At 63.9% G+C, this 16236-nt stretch carries 12 protein-coding genes and 1 pseudogene; 9 read left to right on the forward strand and 4 right to left on the reverse strand.

The genetic code is table 11. The features are described 5' to 3' along the window. Positions 1 to 13: 13 nt before the first annotated feature. Entirely contained in the window at positions 14 to 424 is a 411-nt protein-coding gene (locus ACVIIV_RS09660; RefSeq protein ID WP_456743980.1) for a (deoxy)nucleoside triphosphate pyrophosphohydrolase, read from the reverse strand. Positions 425 to 561: 137 nt separating this feature from the next. Between ACVIIV_RS09660 and ACVIIV_RS09665 the strand changes: the two genes are divergently transcribed. After that, the gene (locus tag ACVIIV_RS09665) at positions 562 to 1887 is read left to right on the forward strand and encodes a TadE/TadG family type IV pilus assembly protein (RefSeq protein ID WP_456743981.1); all 1326 of its coding nucleotides are present in this window, start codon (positions 562 to 564) and stop codon (positions 1885 to 1887) included. A 191-nt stretch (positions 1888 to 2078) separates the two neighbouring features. On the opposite strand, the gene argJ is transcribed toward ACVIIV_RS09665, so the two are convergent. Together argJ and ACVIIV_RS09675 are read right to left on the reverse strand one after the other, a co-directional pair. Further along, a complete protein-coding gene (argJ, locus tag ACVIIV_RS09670; protein ID WP_456743982.1) occupies positions 2079 to 3320 on the reverse strand; it encodes a bifunctional glutamate N-acetyltransferase/amino-acid acetyltransferase ArgJ in 1242 nt (413 codons plus the stop codon). A gap of 129 nt (positions 3321 to 3449) precedes the next feature. Further along, a complete protein-coding gene (locus ACVIIV_RS09675) occupies positions 3450 to 4358 on the reverse strand; it encodes a peptidylprolyl isomerase (protein WP_456743983.1) in 909 nt (302 codons plus the stop codon). Positions 4359 to 4713: 355 nt separating this feature from the next. Between ACVIIV_RS09675 and secA the strand changes: the two genes are divergently transcribed. Continuing rightward, the gene (gene secA / locus ACVIIV_RS09680) at positions 4714 to 7554 is read left to right on the forward strand and encodes a preprotein translocase subunit SecA (RefSeq protein WP_456743984.1); all 2841 of its coding nucleotides are present in this window, start codon (positions 4714 to 4716) and stop codon (positions 7552 to 7554) included. Between the two features lie 571 nt (positions 7555 to 8125). Here the strand turns inward: secA and ACVIIV_RS09685 are convergent. Then, complete coding sequence (locus ACVIIV_RS09685; protein ID WP_025576502.1) at positions 8126 to 8569, reverse strand: MarR family winged helix-turn-helix transcriptional regulator; 444 nt, start codon at positions 8567 to 8569, stop codon at positions 8126 to 8128. A 179-nt stretch (positions 8570 to 8748) separates the two neighbouring features. On the opposite strand from ACVIIV_RS09685, the gene ACVIIV_RS09690 reads away from it, so the two are divergent. From ACVIIV_RS09690 to ACVIIV_RS09720, 7 genes and pseudogenes are all read left to right on the forward strand, one after another. Continuing rightward, positions 8749 to 9933, forward strand: a complete 1185-nt coding sequence (locus ACVIIV_RS09690; RefSeq protein ID WP_456743985.1) for a substrate-binding domain-containing protein — start codon at positions 8749 to 8751, stop codon at positions 9931 to 9933. A 164-nt stretch (positions 9934 to 10097) separates the two neighbouring features. Then, a complete protein-coding gene (locus ACVIIV_RS09695) occupies positions 10098 to 11612 on the forward strand; it encodes an amidase (RefSeq protein ID WP_456743986.1) in 1515 nt (504 codons plus the stop codon). A 30-nt stretch (positions 11613 to 11642) separates the two neighbouring features. Beyond that, positions 11643 to 12500 carry a branched-chain amino acid ABC transporter permease gene (locus ACVIIV_RS09700; RefSeq protein WP_028141883.1) on the forward strand — a complete coding sequence of 286 codons (858 nt, stop codon included), beginning with the start codon at positions 11643 to 11645 and terminating at the stop codon, positions 12498 to 12500. 4 nt (positions 12501 to 12504) lie between these two features. Beyond that, a pseudogene (locus tag ACVIIV_RS09705) lies at positions 12505 to 13723 on the forward strand (substrate-binding protein). Between the two features lie 6 nt (positions 13724 to 13729). Further along, the gene (locus ACVIIV_RS09710) at positions 13730 to 14821 is read left to right on the forward strand and encodes a branched-chain amino acid ABC transporter permease (protein ID WP_456743987.1); all 1092 of its coding nucleotides are present in this window, start codon (positions 13730 to 13732) and stop codon (positions 14819 to 14821) included. Then, positions 14808 to 15542, forward strand: coding sequence for an ABC transporter ATP-binding protein (locus ACVIIV_RS09715; protein ID WP_456743988.1), 735 nt, complete (start codon positions 14808 to 14810; stop codon positions 15540 to 15542). Before ACVIIV_RS09710 ends, ACVIIV_RS09715 begins: the two co-directional genes overlap by 14 nt. Then, positions 15535 to 16230, forward strand: coding sequence for a branched-chain amino acid ABC transporter ATP-binding protein (locus ACVIIV_RS09720; RefSeq protein ID WP_456743989.1), 696 nt, complete (start codon positions 15535 to 15537; stop codon positions 16228 to 16230). Before ACVIIV_RS09715 ends, ACVIIV_RS09720 begins: the two co-directional genes overlap by 8 nt. The last annotated feature ends 6 nt before the right edge of the window (positions 16231 to 16236 follow it).

Genomic DNA, 16236 nt, shown 5'->3' on the forward strand with positions numbered 1-16236 from the left:
GGCACAGTGCGGCTCACATCAATAAATCAATCAAATGCGGGATCAGCGGAATGTCCGCGGGTGGCATCGGGTAGTCGCGCAGCTTGTTGGCGCGGACCCAGGCGAGGTTCTGGCGCTCGCGCGGCCTCACCATGCCTTCCCAGCGTCGGCAGATATAGAGCGGCATCAGGAGGTGGAAGGTCTCGTAGCCGTAGCTGGCGAAGGTCAGCGGCGCCAGGCATGGCTCGGCGACGGTGATGCCGAGCTCCTCATGGAGCTCGCGGATCAGGCTCTGCTCGGGACGCTCGCCCGGCTCGAGCTTGCCGCCGGGAAATTCCCAAAGGCCGGCCAGCGTCTTGCCCTCGGGGCGCTGCGCGATCAGGACGCGCTTGTCGGCATCGACCAGCGCGCAGGCCACTACCAGGGTCAGTTTGAGATCGGCCATGCGTAAAATATCGCTCGCTGAAGATCGTCATTACGGTTTGTTAACCCCGTTGCGTTCGTGTTTCCGAGGTTCCCATAAGTCATATTTAATCTACGGTTCCTAGGGTGGAAACGCTTAAACCACTCCGGGCCCGAGTTATGCGCACTGCGCTTTCCACCATCATCCGCCGGTTCGTCCACGACCGGCGCGGCAATATCGCGGTGATTTTCGCACTCGCCTGCGTCCCCTTGATCACCGCGGTCGGCTGTGCCGTCGACTATTCGCGCGCGACTCACATCCGGTCCAAGCTTCAGGCCGCGGCCGATGCCGCCAGTGTCGGCTCGATGGCCAAGGCCTCTCCGGCCTTCAAGACGGCCGGCACCATGACCTCGGACGGCTCGATCTCCGTTGGCGTCACCGATGCCGAGAACATCTTCAACGCCAATCGCGCCAATCTGACCGACTACACGCTCAACAGCGTCACGGCCACCGTGGTCAAGTCCGGCTCGACGATCACCTCGACCGTTGCGTTCAACGCCACGATGAACACCATGTTTCTCGGCCTGATAGGCAAGACCGCGCTGACGTTGAGCGGGACGTCGAAGGCAACGGCCAGCATGCCGCTCTATATCGACTTCTATCTGCTGCTCGACAATTCGCCGTCGATGGGTGTCGGTGCGACACCGACCGACGTGCAGACGATGGTCGACAACACGTCAGACAAGTGCGCTTTCGCGTGCCACGATCTCAAGGACAAGAACAATTACTACGACCTTGCCAAGAAGCTCGGTGTGACCACCCGGATCGACGTGCTTCGGAGCGCCACGCAGTCGTTGATGGATACGGCGAGCGCCACCCAAACCTATTCAAACCAGTTCAGAATGGCGATCTATGATTTCGGCGGCTCCGCAAGCACGCTCGGCCTGCGCAGTCTGTTTTCGTTGTCGGCCTCTCTCTCCAGCGCCAAGACGGCGGCCGGCAAGATCGACCTGATGTCGGTGAACGGCCAGAACGAGAACAACGATCAGGACACCCCGTTCACCGCGGTCTTTCCTGCGATCGACAAGGCGATCAGTTCGCCCGGCCCCGGCACTTCGTCGAGCCCTCTCAAATATCTGTTCTTCGTGTCCGATGGGGTCGCTGACGAGAGCAACACCGCGTGCCTGAAACCGCTCTCGGGCACCACGCGTTGCCAGTCGCCGCTCAATGCGGCGCTGTGCAAGACGATCAGGGATCGGGGCGTCAAGATCGCCGTGCTGTACACGACGTACCTCGCACTGCCCACCAACACCTGGTACATGAAATGGATCAATCCATTCAATACCGGCCCCTATGGCCCGTCGCCGAACAGCCAGATCGCACAGAACATGCAGAGCTGCGCCTCGCCCGGGCTGTATTTCGAGGTCAGCCCGACGCAAGGCATCGCGGACGCCATGAACGCGCTGTTCAAGAAGGCGGTCGCGGACGCGCGGATCTCGGGGTGATTTGAAGCACGGCTCTCGCGCTCTCTTACCGTCACCCTGAGGTGACCGCTCCTTCAGCGGCCCTCGAAGGGCGATGGCCCGGCTCTTTCCACGCGGCTGTAGCGGTGGCCGTGCATCCTTCGAGGCTCCCGATGGGGCGCTTCGCGCCCCATCCCTCGCACCTCAGGATGACGGTCTGAGAGTAGCGGAAATTACGACCTGTAATCCCCGTTGATCGCGACGTATTCCTTGGTGAGATCGCAGGTCATGACGCGGTCGCGGCCCTTGCCGAGGCCGAGCGAGACCTTGATCGCGATCTCCGGCGCCTTCATCGCTTCCGACACCTGCGCCTCGTCATAGTCGGGATCGCGCGCGCCGCTCTTGGCGACGCGGATGCCGTTGAACGAGATCGAGAGCTTGTCGCGATCGGCCGGCTCGCCGGCCTTGCCGACGGCCATCACCACGCGGCCCCAATTGGCGTCCTCGCCGGCGATCGCGGTCTTCACCAGCGGCGAGTTGGCGATCGACATCGCGATCTTGCGCGCGGAGGCCTTGGTCTTGGCGCCGTCGACCGTGATCTCGACCAGCTTGCGCGCGCCCTCGCCATCGCGCGCCACCTGCTCGGCGAGGTTGGCGAGCACCTGGTTGAAGGCCTTGGCGAACGCCTTCAGGCGCGGGTCGCTGGCGCGGCTGATCTTCGGCGCGCCGTGCTCGGCGGCGGCGCCGGTCGCGAACGCCAAGAGCGTGTCCGAAGTCGAGGTGTCGCCATCGATCGTCACCGCGTTAAAGCTGTCCTCGACGCCGCTCTTGAGCAGCGCCTGCAAGGCCGCGGGCGCGATCGGCGCGTCGGTGAAGATGAAGGAGAGCATCGTCGCCATGTCGGGCGCGATCATGCCGGCGCCCTTGGCCATGCCGTTGATGGTGACCTTGGCCTTGCCGAGCTTGACGGTCGCGGTCGCGACCTTCGGGAATGTGTCGGTGGTCATGATCGCCTTGGCCGCGGCGAGATAATCGCCGGGTTCGGCGGTTTCGGCGAGGCGGTCGAGCACGCCGTCGAACTTGGTCGCGTCCAGCGGCTCGCCGATCACGCCGGTCGAGGCCAGGAAGATCTCGTGCTCGCTGCAGCCGACGGCCTTGGCCGCGATCTTCGCGGTTAGTGCGGTGGAGGCGCGGCCGGTCTTGCCGGTGAAGGCGTTGGCATTGCCGGAATTGACGACGAGCGCCCGCGCCTTGCCGCCCTTCAGCTTGGCGCGGCACCATTCCACCGGGGCTGAGGGACATTTCGACTTGGTGAAGACGCCGGCCACCGCGGTGCCCTTGTCCATCACCGCCAGCAGCACGTCGGTGCGGTTCTTGTAGCGGATGCCGGCTTCGGCCGTCGCAAGGCGGATGCCCGCGATCACGGGCATGTCGGGAACATGTTTCGGGGCGAGGGGGGAGACGGAGGAGGACATCGCGGGCGCCTTCGTGGGATCTGGACAAGCAGATGCCCGGCCCCTTGGTGCGAAGACGCGCTTCGCGCTTGGGGCCGGGCATCACGAAGGTTTAGATACTCTTGGCGTCACCGAAGTGACAGCGAATTCTTACTTCTTCGCCGGCGGCGCCATCTTGCTGTCGGACGGCTTGGCGTCCTTGGACGCATCCGCCGCCGGCTGGTCCAGCCGCTCGACCTTGGCTTCGGTGCGCAGCTTGGCGACATACTCGGCCTGGGCCTTGCGGGTCACGTACTGCTCGATCTGGGCCTTGACCTGCTCGAAATCGGGCGCCTTGCGGTTGCGCTTTTCCTCGACCTTGATGATGTGCCAGCCGAACTGCGACTTCACGGGATCGGAGATCTTGCCCGGCTCGAGTGCAAAAGCGACGGTCGAGAACTCCGGCACCATCTGCTCCTTGGTGAAGAAGCCGAGGTCGCCGCCATCGGCCGAGCCCGGGTCCTTGGACTTCTTCTTGGCGAGCTCGGCGAAATCGGCGCCCTTGTCGAGCTCGGCCTTCACCGCCTTGGCCTCGTCCTCGGTCTCGACCAGGATATGGCGGGCGCGCACCTCCTGCTCGCCGGTGATCTGCTTGGAGGCCTCCTCATAGACCTTCTTCATGGCGTCCGGCGTGGTGGCGGCCTTGCCCTCATTGGCGAGCAGGCTGTCCATCAGCAGACGGTTGCGGGCGAACGCCAGGCGCTTCTTGAACTCCTCGCTGTCGGCGAGCTTCTTGTCTTCGGCAGCCTTGCTGACGATCTTCATGTCGATCAGGAAGGACAGGACGTTCTCGTCCTTGGTCGCCGGGTCCATCTGGGCGAGGCTCGGCCCGAGTTCCTCCTCGGCCATGGCGACGTCGCTCTTCTTGATTTCCGCGCCATTGACCTTCGCCAGCACCGGATCATCGGCGGCCCGGACCGGGCCCGCGAACGCCAGGGACAGCGCCAGAGCGAGGCAGCTGGCCAGGGCGGACGCATGGCGGAAGCGCTGGCCGGTGGTTACCGGGAACGAGGTGGTCATGGAAAATCCTTTTGTTGAAGCAGGGGGCTGCTCGAGCGGGGCGGACACTCGCCCAATTCAGGGGGGCTTGGCAACGCGAAAAGTCTGTCAAAATGATGAATTAGCCGCAATGCGCCCGCCGTTGACAAGGCCCTGACCGGGCCATATCTCTGCCCGGTCGCGACCATGGCGATGGCGTTTATTTTGCTGCGTTTTTGGCCGTTGAACCCAGACTTGCCCAATTCCCACCCATATGGCGGATGACCCCCCGCAGTCCGGGCTCTGACGCCGCGAAGCGTCACGGTGAGTTGAATAGGCAGGCGGGTGACAACTTCTTGGCTGCAACGCGGTTAAATCGCGAACACAGGAACTAGGCATGATCGGCGCGCTCGCCCGCAAGTTTTTCGGCTCCGCCAACGACCGGCGGGTGAAGGGATATCAGTCCCGCGTCAACGCGATCAACGCGCTGGAGCCAGAGGTCTCGAAACTCTCCGACGAGGCGCTCAAGGCCCGCACCGCGGAATTCAGGCAGCAGCTCGCGAACGGCAGGACGCTCGACGACTTGCTGGTGCCCGCCTTCGCCACCGTGCGCGAGGCCGCCAAGCGCACGCTCGGCCAACGCCATTTCGACGTCCAGCTGATCGGCGGCATGGTGCTGCACGAGGGCGACATCGCCGAGATGAAGACCGGCGAAGGCAAGACGCTGGTCGCGACGCTCGCGGTCTACCTCAACGCGCTCGCCGGCAAGGGTGTCCACGTCGTCACCGTCAACGACTATCTCGCCCGCCGCGACTCCGGCTGGATGGGCCAGATCTACGGCTTCCTCGGCATGACCACCGGCGTGATCGTGCACGGTCTCGACGACGCCGAGCGCAAGGCGGCCTATGCCTGCGACATCACCTACGGCACCAACAACGAATACGGCTTCGACTATCTGCGCGACAACATGAAGTACCGGCTCGAGGACATGGTCCAGCGGCCGCACTTCTTCGCCATCGTCGACGAGGTCGACTCCATCCTGATCGACGAAGCGCGCACGCCGCTGATCATCTCCGGCCCGCTCGACGACCGCTCCGACTTCTACAACACCATCGACGGCTTCCTGCCCAAGCTCGACAAGACCGATTACGAGGTCGACGAGAAGCAGCGCACGGTGACGCTGACCGAAGCCGGCATGGAGAAGATCGAGACTCTGCTGCGCGATGCCGGCCAGCTCAAGGGCGAGTCGCTCTACGACGTCGAGAACGTCTCCGTCGTGCACCACATCAACCAGGCGCTGCGCGCCCACACGCTGTTCACCCGCGACAAGGACTACATCGTCCGCGACAACGAGGTCGTCATCATCGACGAGTTCACCGGCCGCATGATGCCCGGCCGGCGCTACTCGGAAGGCCTGCACCAGGCGCTGGAAGCCAAGGAGCACGTCCAGGTTCAGCCCGAGAACCAGACGCTGGCCTCGATCACCTTCCAGAACTACTTCCGCATGTACGAGAAGCTCGCGGGCATGACCGGCACGGCCGCGACCGAAGCGGACGAATTGTTCGACATCTACAAGCTCGAGGTCGTGGAGATCCCGACCAACCTGCCGATCGCGCGCCTCGACGAGGACGACGAGGTCTACCGCACCCATAAGGAAAAATATCAGGCCATTCTCGCCGAGATCGAGCGTGCCAATGCGCGGCTGCAGCCGGTGCTGGTCGGCACGGCCTCGATCGAGAAGTCGGAAGTGCTCGCCGAATTCCTCAAGAAGAACGGCTACAAGCAGATCGATTTCGGCAAGGAGGGCGCGCTCGACAAGCTCTATGCCGCCGCCCGTGCCGGCAAGCCGGCAAAGCTGTTCGCGGTGCTGAACGCGCGCTTCCACGAGCAGGAAGCCTATATCGTGGCGGAAGCCGGTGTGCCCGGCGCGATCACGATCGCGACCAACATGGCCGGCCGCGGTACCGACATCAAGCTCGGCGGCTCCTTGGAGATGCGCATCCAGCAGGAGACTGCTGCTATCACCGACGAAGCCGAGAAGGCATCGAGGATCGAGCAGATCAAGGCCGATATCGAGCACTTCCGCGACATCGTGCTGAAGGCCGAGGAGACCGTCGAGGTCGAGCCGGCGAAGGGGAGCAAGCCTGCCAAGACCGTGAAGAAGCCCGGCGGCCTCTACATCATCGGCTCCGAGCGCCACGAATCCCGCCGCATCGACAACCAGCTGCGCGGCCGTTCCGGCCGTCAGGGCGATCCCGGCCGCTCAAAGTTCTTCCTATCGCTGGAAGACGACCTGATGCGCATCTTCGGCTCGGACCGTCTCGACAGCATGCTCCAGCGTCTCGGCCTGCAAGAGGGCGAGGCTATCATCCATCCCTGGATCAACAAGGCGCTGGAGAAGGCGCAGCAGAAGGTCGAGGCCCGCAACTTCGACATCCGCAAGAACCTGCTCAAGTTCGACAACGTCCAGAACGACCAGCGCAAGGTGATCTTCGATCAGCGCGTCGAGCTGATGAAGGACGAGAGCGTCGCCGAGACCGTCGGCGACATGCGCCACGCCTTCATCGACGATCTCGTCGCCAAGCACGTGCCCGAGCATGCCTATGCCGAGCAGTGGGACGTCGCCGGGCTGAAGGACGAATTGAAGCGCGTGCTCGATCTCGACCTGCCGGTCGACGAATGGGCCAAGGAAGAGGGCATCGCCGACGAGGAGCTGCTGACGCGCATCGAGACCAAGGCCGACGAGCACATGGCGGCCAAGGTCGCGCAGTGGGGTCCCGACGTGATGCGTTACGTCGAGAAGACCATCCTCTTGCAGACGCTCGACCATCTCTGGCGCGAGCATCTGATCATGCTCGACCATCTGCGCCAGGTCATCGGCCTGCGCGGCTACGGCCAGCGCGATCCGTTGCAGGAATACAAGACCGAAGCCTTCAATCTCTTCCAGGAGATGAGCGCTCACTTGCGCGAGGCCGTCACGGCGCAGCTGATGCGCGTCGAGATCGTCCCGCCGGAGCAGGAAGCTCCGATCCTGCCGGCGATGGAAGCGCACAAGCTCGACCCCAACACCGGCGAGGACGAGATGGCTCTCGCCAGCGTCACGCTCGGCGCCCAGGCCACCGACGCCGCGCTGCGCGATCCGAAGAACCCGGCCAGCTGGGGCAAGGTCGGCCGCAACGAGGATTGCCCGTGCGGTAGCGGCAAGAAGTACAAGCACTGCCACGGGCGGTATGCCTAGCGGCTAGCTTCGCTGGCGTCCGCGCATGAGGCGCGACGCTCGCGCCTTATTCTCCGCTGTCGTCGCCCGGCTCGACCGGGCGACCCAGTACGCCGCGGCTTCTCGGCTCAATCACAACCGTCTCTGGAATACCGGATCGCCCGATTGAATCGGGCGATGACAGTTGTACATGTGGCGCGGGACTCTCTCCGCACCGTCGTCCCTGCGAACGCACTAGGGCATGCACATATCTTCCCGAGTCTAATCAATGACTTGCCTCTGGAGTGCAGAGAAATGCTGCACTCCGGCGGACCGACCCTCGTGAATTCTCGTCGCTGAGTGGTGAGCAAGTCTTTGATTGAGAGTCGGTTTTTAGGTTCGAAAAGATATGTGCATGCACTAGTGCGAACGCAGGGACCCATACCGCGGAATCTATCGGTGGCGCGCAGTCGTCATACCGCGCGAGAAGCGCAACTACTAATCTTTGAAACAACCACGGCCTGTGGCTATGGGTCCCGAATCTGCGCTCCGCTTGTCCGGGACGACGAGTGTTGAGAACTCGTCAAACTAACGTTTCAATTCACGCGCAGTCCTAATTCGAACTATCGATCAGACTCTCCAGCAGCCGCTTCAATTCGCTCGTCGACTTATCGCCGTAGCTCTCCAGGATGTGCTCCTCCTGGTCCACCGCGAGCGAGTTGAGCTTCTTGCACAGCACCTTGCCGCGGTCGGAGATGAACATCAGCACCTTGCGACGGTCGTTCGGGTCCTGCACGCGGTAGACCAGCGTGTCCGACACCATGCGGTCGATCATCTTGGTCAGCGTCGGATGGTTGAGCAGCACGGCGTCCGCGAGCTCGCCCATCGAGTGGCCGTTGCCATCCGACAGCACTTTCAAGATGCGCCATTGCTCGACCGGCACGCCCTCCTTGCTCAACCGCAGTTCGAGCTGCCGGTTGATCTCCCGGTTGGCTTGCGCGAGCAGGTAGGCGAGATGTTCGGTGATCGGGGAGTTTTCTTTCGACGGTTTTGCCACGGCTAAGACTTCGTCTTGACCCAATTGAGTGAATGTCTTGCAATCAATGCTGCATCTATATGCACTTCAATTGTTGAATATTCAATATTTTCAAAATAGGATCATTGCCCAACAAAAGGGCGGAAGCCGCGGCCGCCTGCTCAATGTGCTTTCAGGTCTGGTCCCAGACAGGAGTTGGCGTGCGCGCGACGGTAAACTTCCCGGCTCACGGCGGCCCGGCGTTGCCGCCGTCCTTGCTGTTCAGGAATTTGTCGTCATCGGCGGCGGATTTCGACCTGTCTCCGATCGATGCGCAGTTCATGAAGCGGCGCGGCGCGCGCAACAAGCTGCGCATCGGCAATTTTCTCACCTTCACCGGCTCGCCCGGAATCTGGGGCCCGACCTCCACCAACAGCGCGATGCTGGCGGTCGCCGAGATCAACAAGCGCGGCGGCATTCTGGGCCGCGAGCTCGAGCTGTCGATCTACGATTCCGGCGGGCCGATCGAGGACGTGGTGCGCCGCGCCGAGCAGGCGATCGCCTTCGACGAGGTCGACCTCATCATGGGCTCGCATATCAGCGCGGTCCGCGTCGCGCTGCGCAAGGTCACAGGCAGCCGGATCCCCTATATCTACACCCCGGTCTATGAAGGCGGCGAGCGCACGCCGGGCGTCATGGCGATCGGCGAGACGCCGCGCTGGCAGAGCCGGCCGGCGATCCATTGGCTCGCGGAGGTCAAGAGGGCGGCGCGCTGGTACCTGATCGGCAGCGATTACGTCTGGCCTTGGCAGTCGCATCGCGCGGTGAAGCGCTACATCAAGGAAGCGGGCGGGCAGGTCGTCGGCGAGGAGTTCGTCCCGGTCGGCGAGGACAATCACGAGCCGCATCTGGCGCGCATCCGCGCCGCCAAGCCGGACGTGGTGCTGATCTCGCTGATCGGCACCGACAGCATCACCTTCAACCGCGCCTTCGCCGAAGCGGGCCTTGCCCCCTCGACGCTGCGGCTTGCCGGCGCGATGGACGAGACCGTGCTGCTCGGCATCGGTGCCGACAACACCGAGAATTTGTTTTGCGCTTCCGGCTATTTCAACTGCATGGCCTCGCGGGCCAATGACGAGTTCCTCAGCGGTTATCAGGCCATGTTCGGTGCCAACGCGCCGCCGGTCGGCTCGGTCGGCCAGTCGAACTATGAGGGGCTGCGCTTCCTGGAGTCCGTGGCCAACCGCGCCGGATCGCTGGCCTTTCGTCCGCTGCTGAAGGCCGCGCGCAACACCGTTTACTCGGCGGGCCGCGGTCCCGTGACGCTTCGCGACGGCCGCGCCGAGATGCCGATGTATCTCGCTGAAGCCGACGGTCTCGACTTCAAGATCATCAAGACGCTCTGAGAGGCGGCTGCCGATACGCCGCAGCGGGTTTGCGAAATAATACTTGAAAAGGAAAATATTTCCGTCTCTAGTAACCACGTGAAGCCGGTTGGCCCGCGCCGTGCAGGCGCGAGCGAGAGGCTTCCGTTCAACGCCAGGGATCAAGAAGCCTCAAGGAGAGCGCCGTGACAGTTGTCCTTCCCACGCCCGCCCAACTTCGCAGCGTCGCCGAGCAGTGCGGCCTTTCGCTGTCCGACGACGACGTCGCCTCGTTCCGCGGCCTGATGCAGGGCTCGATCGAAGCCTACAATCTCGTTGCCGCGATGCCGGATGAGGTGCCGGAGGTGAAATATCCTCGCACGCCGGGCTATCGGCCCTCGGCTGAAGAGAACCCGCGCAATGCCTGGTACCGCAAATCGACGGTGAAAGGCGCCGCCAGCGGCAAGCTGAAGGGCAAGACCGTTGCGCTGAAGGACAACATCATGCTGGCCGGCGTGCCCATGACCAACGGCTCGTCGACGCTGGAAGGCTATGTGCCCGATTTCGACGCCACCATCGTCACGCGCATGCTGGATGCCGGCGCCGAGATCGCCGGCAAGACCCACTGCGAGCACTTCTGCCTGTCCGGCGGCAGCCACACCGGGTCCTACGGGCCGGTGCATAACCCGCACAAGATGGGGTATTCGGCCGGCGGCTCGTCGTCGGGCTCGGGCGTCGTGGTCGCGCTCGGCGAGGTCGACATGGCAATCGGCGGCGACCAGGGCGGTTCGATCCGCATGCCGTCCTCGTTCTGCGGCATTTACGGCATGAAGCCGACCTGGGGTCTCGTGCCCTATACCGGGATCATGCCGATCGAGATCTATGTCGACCATACCGGTCCGATGACCGCGACGGTCGCCGACAATGCGCTGTTGCTTGAAGTGCTCGCCGGCGACGACGGCTACGATTCCCGGATCAAGGCGCCAAAGGTCGAGGAGTACACCAAGGCGCTCGGCCAGGGCGTCAAGGGCATGAAGATCGGCATCCTCAAGGAAGGTTTTGAGCAGCCGGTCGCGGAGGCCGCGGTGAATGAGAGCGTGCGAGAGGCCGCAAAGCGCTTCAAGGATCTGGGCGCCACCGTAGAGACCGTGTCGATCCCGATGCACCTCCTGGGCGGCGCGATCTGGACCCCGATCGGCACCGAAGGCCTGACCCAGACCATGATGTTCGGCGACGGCTACGGCCTCAGCCGCGGCGATCTCTATTCGACCTCGCTGATGGATTTCCATCGCGGCTGGCGCCGCCAGGCCGATTCGCTGTCCGAGACCACGAAGCTGTTCATGATACTCGGCACCTACATCAACAACAATTTCGGTCCGCGCTTCTACGGCAAGGCACTCAACATCTCACGCCGGCTCGCTGCGGCCTACGACAAGGCGTTCGGGGATTACGATTTGCTCTTGCTTCCGACGACGCCGATGAAGGCGACCAAGCTGCCGGAGCCCAATGCGAGCCGCGAGGAATACGTTGCGCGTGCGCTCGAGATGATCTCGAACACCGCGCCGTTCGACATCACCCATCATCCCGCGATGTCGCTGCCCTGCGGCATGGTCGACGGCCTGCCGGTCGGCCTGATGCTGGTCGGCCGCATGTTCGAGGAATCCACCATCTACCGCGCCGCCCATGCCTTCGAGCAGATCGGCGATTGGAAGAAGATGTGAACGAGGTGTTGATGCAGACGGCTCTACCGCATGGCTAACGCGTTCGTCGCGGCGTTCGAGATCCTGAGCTTTGGTGCGATCATCGTGCTGATCGTGCTGGGGCTCGGGATCATCGCCAGCATGATGGGCATCTTCAACTTCGCGCAGGGCGAGTTCGTCCTGCTCGGGGCCTACATCACCTATCTCGCCTATGCCAAGGGCTTGCCGATCTGGGCCGGCATGGTCGCGGCGCCTTTCGTCGTCGGCGCGCTCGGCTTCGTGCTGGAGGCGCTGATCATCCGCCGCTTCTACGCCGCGCCGATCGTCGCCATGCTCGGCACCTACGCGCTCGGCCTGATCATCCGCGAATCCGTGCGCGGCCTGATCGGCGGCTTCTATCTCACCGTGCCCGAGCCGATCGGCGGCTCCATCGACATCGGCGCCATGCACATCTCGGCCTGGCGCTTCACCATCATCGTCATCACGCTGCTGGTGATGGCCGGCTGCTATCTGTTGCTGTCGCGCACCAACTTTGGTCTGCGCATGCGCGCCACGCTGGAGAATCCATCGCTGGCGCGGGCCTCGGGCATTTCCACGCCCCTGATGTACGGCGCTACCTTCGCGTTCGGCTCCGCGCTCGCCGGCCTTGCCGGCGCGCTGATCGTGCCGGTGTTCAGCCTCTACGCCGACCTCGGCCTGCGCTTCCTGATCCAGGGCTTCGTCGCGGTGATGGTCGGCGGTGTCGGCTCCTTCATCGGGCCGGTCGCGGGCGCCGGGGTCATCGGCACGCTCAGTGCCGCGCTGCCCTGGGTGATGGCGCCCGTCGTCGCCGACGTCCTCGTCTTCGTGCTTGCCATTGTCTTCATCAAATTCCGCCCGCAGGGCCTCATCGCTGGAAAAGGGGTTTAATCACATGCTCGATCGTGCTCAGCTCACGCGACGTCGCTTCCTCTCCAATTTCGCTTTCGCATCCGGCGCAGTCGCAACCGGGGTCGGCAGCTGGGTGATCCCGGCGCCCTGGGCCAATGCGGCCGAGGCCCCGATCAAGGTCGGCATCGCCACCGATCTCACCGGCCCGATCGCCTATGCCGGCAATGCCGACGCCAACGTCGCCAAGATGGTGATCAAGGAAATCAATGCGGCCGGCGGCCTGCTGGGCCGTCCGCTCGAGCTGTACATCGAGGACACCGCCTCCAACGAATCCGTGGCCCTCGGCAACGTGCGAAAACTGATTCAGCGCGACAAGGTGGACATGGTGCTCGGCGGCATCACCTCGTCGATGCGCAACGCGATCAAGGATCCGATCGTGGCGCGCGGCAAGACGCTCTACATCTATCCGCAGCTCTACGAAGGCAAGGAGTGCACGCCCTATCTGTTCTGCACCGGGCCGACGCCCGCGCAGCAATGCGACGAGTTCATCCCCTGGCTGATCAAGAACGGCGGCAAGAAGTTCGCGCTGCCGAGCGCCAACTACGTCTGGCCGCACACGCTCAACGTCTATGCGCGCAACGGTGATTGAAGCGAATGGCGGCGAGGTCGTGTTCGAGGAATATTACCCGCTCGACCAGGTCGACTTCTCCGCAACCGTCAACCGCATCGTCTCCAACAAGGTCGACGTCGTCTTCAACACCGTGATTCCGCCCGGCGTCGGCCCGTTCTTCAAGCAGCTCTATGAAGCCGGCTTCCTCAAGAATGGTGGGCGGCTCGCCTGCGTCTACTACGACGAGAACACGCTCAACATCAACCAGGCCGCGGAAATCGAGGGCCTTGCCAGCTGCCTCGATTATTTCAAGGTGTTGACCAAGGAGAATCCGTTCGACGCCAAAATCCAGGCGGCCTACGAGAAGGATTTCCCCGGCAACTTCCTGTTCGCCGCCGGCAGCGCCGCCACCGGCACCTATCGCGGCCTGAAGCTGTGGGAAGCCGCGGTGAAGGAAGCCGGCAAGATCGACCGGGAATCGGTCGCCGCCGCACTCGACCACGCCAAGATCGCCGAAGGTCCGGGCGGACCTGCCGAGATGGTGCCGGGCAAGCGGCATTGCAAGATGAAGATGTACACCGCCGTCGCCAAGGGCGGGAATTACGAGATCGTCGCGCGCAGCAACGGCCTCGTCGATCCCAAGGAATGCTGAGGCGGAATGCTGAAGTCGATGGGCGCAGTGAAACAGGCGATCCCCGCCGAGATCGGCGGGGAGGCGGACGTCGCCATGGGGAGCAGCGGGACGGCGAAGCAAGCCTCGACGCGAAAGATCCTGCCGATCGTCGAGGGCGTCGTGCTCGTCGCGGCGCTGCTCGCGCCGCTGGTGCTGCAGGACTATCTCACCGTGTTCGCGACGCGCGTGATCATCCTCGCGCTGTTCGCGCTGTCGTTCGACCTGGTCTGGGGCTATGCCGGCATCATGAGCTTCGGCCAGGCCCTGTTCTTCGGTTCGGCCGGCTATGGCGTCGCGTTGCTTGCGCGCGACCTCGACATCACCAACATCTTCCTGGTGCTGCCCGCGGGCACGCTGATCGGCCTCACCTTCGCCCTCCTGCTCGGCGGCTTCCTGCTGCTGGGGCGGCATCCCTCCAGCGTGATCTTCGTCTCGCTGGGCACGCTCACCGGCTCCTACGCCGCCGATCGCCTGGCGCGCGGCTGGTACTATCTCGGCGGCCAGAACGGCATCCCCTCGATCGCGCCGATGTCATCAGGTGGTTACGAGTTCACGGAAGGGCCGGCCTTCTATTATCTCGTGCTCGGCATTCTCGTCGTGGTCTACCTGCTCTGCCGTTTCCTGGTGCGCTCGCAATTCGGGCTGGCGCTCGCCGGCCTGCGCGAGAACGAGCAGCGCATCGCCTTCTTCGGCTACAAGGCGCAGCATCTGAAAGCCATCATCTTCACCATTGGCGGCGCCGTCGCCGGGCTTGCCGGCAGCCTCTACGCTTTTCACGAGGGCTTCGTCTGGCCCAACATGGTCGGCGTCGTAGTCTCGACCCAGGTCGTGCTCTATGTGCTGTTCGGCGGCTCCGGCACGCTGATCGGTGCCGTCATCGGCGCCGTGATCGTCGAGGGCGTCAGCTTCTGGCTCTCGGACAATTACCGCGACATCTGGCCGATCATCCTCGGCCTGCTGCTGCTGCTCGTGATCCTGTTCCGGCCGCTCGGCCTGATCAGTTTTGTCCTCGGCGAGCGTGAACGTGTCGGCAGCTTCGGTGCGAAACCGAAGGAGAAGCGCAATGCTGCTCCTTGAAGCCGCCGGCATCAGGAAAGTATTCGGCAAGCTCACCGCGCTCGATGGCGCCGCGCTCACCGTCGGCGAGAACGAGTTCCACGGCCTGATCGGCCCGAACGGCTCGGGCAAGAGCACGCTGATGAAGTGCATCGCCGGCGCCGAGGTGCCGACGCAAGGAAAAGTCTCCTTCGTCAACACCGACATCACCGCGTTCACGCCGACCGAGCGGGCGCGCGCCGGCATGAGCCTGAAATTCCAGATCACGTCCGTGCTGCCGACGCTGACGCTCTACGACAACATCCTGCTCGCGCTACAGGCGCAGTGCTCGCTGTTCGACCTCGTGTTCTCGCGTACGCGCAGCGCTTTGCACGATCAGGTCATGTCCATGCTGACGCAGTTCCGTCTCGCGAATCGCGCCTTCGATGCGGCCGCCGCGCTCTCGCACGGCCAGCAGCAGTGGCTGGAGATCGCGATGGCGCTCGCCGGCAAGCCAAAGCTATTGCTGCTCGACGAGCCCACCGGCGGCATGAGCCTGGAGGAGCGCCGCGTCACCGGCGAGCTGCTGCAACCGATCAAAGAACATTGCTCGCTCGTCATCGTCGAGCACGACCTCGATTTCATCCGCGACATCTGCGATCGCCTCACCGTGCTCGACCAGGGCAAGGTGCTGGCGTCAGGCACGGTGTCGGAGATCCAGGCCAACACATCCGTCCAGGAGATCTATCTGCGCCGTGCCTGAATTTTTGGACATCAAGCATCTCGACGCGGGCTATGGTCGCAGCCAGGTCCTGTTCGACGTCAGTCTCGGCATTCCCTGGCGCGGCGGCGTTGCCGTGCTCGGGCGCAACGGCGCCGGGAAGACCACGCTGATGAAGACCATCGTCGGCGAGCTTCCGGCGTGGAAGGGCGAGGTCGCCTTCGACGGCCGCGACATCAGCCGCCGCGCCACCCAGGAGCGCGTGCGTGCCGGCATCGGCTATGTGCCGCAGGAGCATTCGGTGTTCGCGCGCCTGTCGGTACGCGACAATCTCGCCGTCGGCTCGCTCGCGAACAAGGATGCTGCCGCGGTCGATCGCGTGCTGGCCATCTTCCCCAAGCTCGGTCAGCGCCTTGACCAGCCCGCCGGCACGCTCTCGGGCGGCGAGCGCAAGATGCTCGCCATCGGCCGCGCCATGCTGGGCGACCCAAAGCTATTGCTGCTGGACGAGCCGACCGAAGGCGTCTGGATCGGCGTGATCGAGGAGATCACCGAGCGCCTGATCGAGCTCGCCAAGACCATCGCCGTCATCATCGTCGAGCAGCACCTCGACCTCGCGCTCCGCGTCGCCGACTACGCCTATGTGCTCGACCGCGGCAGAGTCGCGCTGCAAGGCGAGGCGGGGCAGGTGAGGGGCAATCCGGAACTGATGCGGTATCTGGCGCCGTAGGGCGCG

Source organism: Bradyrhizobium sp. USDA 4354, assembly GCF_054060315.1.